At 54.3% G+C, this 2,860-nt stretch carries 1 protein-coding gene; it reads right to left on the reverse strand.

Annotated features, from left to right (window positions below; genetic code table 11):
- Positions 1-2,686, reverse strand: a 2,686-nt coding sequence (locus Q0072_RS10590; protein ID WP_298329559.1) for a DEAD/DEAH box helicase, incomplete at its 3' end; no start/stop codon positions are given.
- Between the last annotated feature and the right edge of the window lie 174 nt (positions 2,687-2,860).

Below are 2,860 nucleotides of genomic sequence, written 5' to 3' on the forward strand. Positions count from 1 at the left end.
AGAATTCAAAGCATTGCGCCTCGGTTTTTCCGTCGGGACAATTTTCGCACTTGGCTCCTGTAGCTGCTACTGAAGAAGAAAAAGGTTGCATGGCATTTTGCAGCGCATCTCCAAATGCCAGGGCTGCAATATCTCCACTGCTATTACTATCGCTTGACAAGGATCCGCGGCGCGGAGCTGTATTGTGACGCTCGCGACACAGGGCATTTTCTTTTGCGTTGTACTGCACACCCGTGTCTTTGTCTGTAGTTATCGGCAGTTCTTCGTCGCAGAAAGCAGCACACCCGGCCGCATCAAGACTCATGGGGCAGTTGATGGCGCCTTGTTCGTTGGCCGCCGAGTACCAGGGCACCAGATTTTCCACAATGGCTTCTACGACTTCCTGGTATTTGGCCGAACATTTACTCAGCGCTTCCGTCTGCTTGGCCACATCCGACACCTTCTGCGCCAGCGACAGACATTGCTTGTAAGCTTTATGCGCCTCGGCCACTTGTTTGATAGCCACGGCCATATCTTCGCGCTGCTTTTTGGTCGGACCCGGCGGTTCTTGTTCTTGTTCTTCTTCTTTAGCGTTGCTGCTGCTCTTTCGCCTGTTTGGATTGTTGCATGCATCTGTGCCTGCCGCCTTGCCGAGAATCTTGCGATCCATGGCTGCATTGACCAGGTCGCACGTTTTGCTCTCAATGACTGCGCGCTGCGCCATGACTCGCACCAGCATTTGTTCGTCGACGGTGGGCACGCCGCTCAAGTCGAGCTCTTGGCCAGACTTGAAGTGCACTTTGGGCGGCAGGGTGGCGCACAAGATGTAGGTATGCACTGACCACTGGTCTTTGTTCAGGCGAATGTGCGAACATTGCCGGACCGCACGACCGACACGCTGCTTGAGTTTGGCCCACGATTCAGGCACGTCCACCATGATCACGGCGCGCACGTCTTTGAAATCAATGCCCTCGGAATACTCTTCGGCATTCAAGATCAAAATCTTGAGATGTTCGCCATGAATGTTGTTGCCGGCATCAAACTTTTCGCGCACACATGTCGTGTATTGTTTCCAGTTGGTAAAACTAGTACCGTTGCACGACGCTTTGAAATCGGCCCGAGTCGTTTTGCGAGAACCGAGCAGGGGCATGACCTTGTCTTTCATGCCAGCGAATTCTGCACAGTTCTGAAACATGTAGTGCAGCGAGTAAAAGCCATTTTGCGTGTTGGTGAGCAGAATAACTTTGCCTTCATGCGCTGCAGCTAGACGGGCTGCTGCCAGCAGTTTAGGCGCCGCCGTGTCGGGCGTGTCACGCAGCTTCTTCAAAAAGGCCGGATTGGTCTGCGAGGTGGTGTAGGCGGCCGTGTACTCGTAAATGCCGCGCGTCTTGGACTTGAGAAATGCGGGGTCAATTACTTTTTTGCCTTGACCGCCTTTCAGCAAGTGATCCAGATAGTTGCCCAGAGAGCTGCCTTTGTCATCCGGCTCGCCGCTCAGAGGCACCGACACCAGCTTGGGCATTTCCTCAGCCAGTGGCTCGACGGTTGGGTAAGCCGACGACGGATTGCTGACAAAGGACGTGATGAAGCCTTCGTTGGTCGGCTTGTGCTCGTTGGCCACACCGCGCACAATGCGCATCAGCTTCTCGCCATCAGCCGGGTCGTCGATGACAGGGGTGGCCGTAAACAAAGCCACAGCCGACTTGGTGGCCAGCCGCAACATTTCGCGCGCTCGCTCCAAATTCTCGCGGGTCGACTCGAGTTTCAGCACTTCAGGGTTGGGTTTGATGAGATTTTGCGCTTCGTCCATAATCACAATCTTGTCCTCCAAAATATTCACCCGGGCTTTTCCGCCACCGGCAGCCGGCAGCATGATGTTGCCATGCTTGGGCCGGATCCAGGCCATGGAATTCACGGTTGCGCCGCCCAGCGCACGGTATGTGACAACACGCAGCGGCGCCGCCAAATAACCTGGTTTGCCAGCCTGGCCGGGGTGACCTTTCAGACCCAGGATGTCCTCGACAGTTTGGATTTCGTCGCCATTCAAGGCGTTTTTGCGCGCGCGGGCCACGTAATCCGCGCTGGCCTTGTTGCCCAGCTCTTCCAGCACATAGCTGCGATACGGGTTGTCGTAGGCCATCAATTCGCCATAAAACTGTTTGGCGATAAGATCGTTGGGAAAGACCACGAGTTTGGGCCGGCGGTCGTCAAAGAAATTGCTGAGTGCCCGGATCATAATCAGAGTTTTGCCACCACCAGTGCGCACTGCCACCAGCAGACGCTGGGCTGGCGAGTTGGGGTGAAACAAAAACGCGGCCGTCTTTTGGTACGGCTGGTCGGTGACTTTGGCCTTGTCCAGCAACTGACCGTGGGGCGGGCACGATACTTCAAAGGGCGACTTGTCCACGCCAGCTTTTTGCATGGCGCGCAGGGCTTCGGCGTTGAAACCCTTGTCACCTGGCTCCAGCGTCCATGTCTTGGGGTACAGTTTGCTGGCGGCAGTGATGCGTGCAAACCTGGCTTCGACAGTGCGCACACTCTTGTCGAGCTTGGCGGCTTTGAGCTTGGCGTCCTGGCGCCCGATGTTGGCTTTGGCTACTTCAGCCACCTTCTTGTTATTTTTGCGGGCGCTAATATCATAGCACATTTTGTCTTCGGGATCAAACACCATGCGTTTGGGGCAGTCTTCTTCACGCTCGGCAGGCACGGGCGTGCGCCGGCCGCCATAAAAAACACGACCTCTGTCTGACATTCGAAAAAACTCTCTTTTATTTATATCATTTCTTTTCACACATATTTTTTTTAGAAAATTTTCATTTTCATTTTTCAAGCAAAAAATGAGCGCTCGCGAAATGAGAGAACTTGCCAACAAAATACTCGA

It is taken from the genome of Asticcacaulis sp. (genome assembly GCF_027484505.1).
GTDB lineage: Bacteria > Pseudomonadota > Alphaproteobacteria > Caulobacterales > Caulobacteraceae > Asticcacaulis.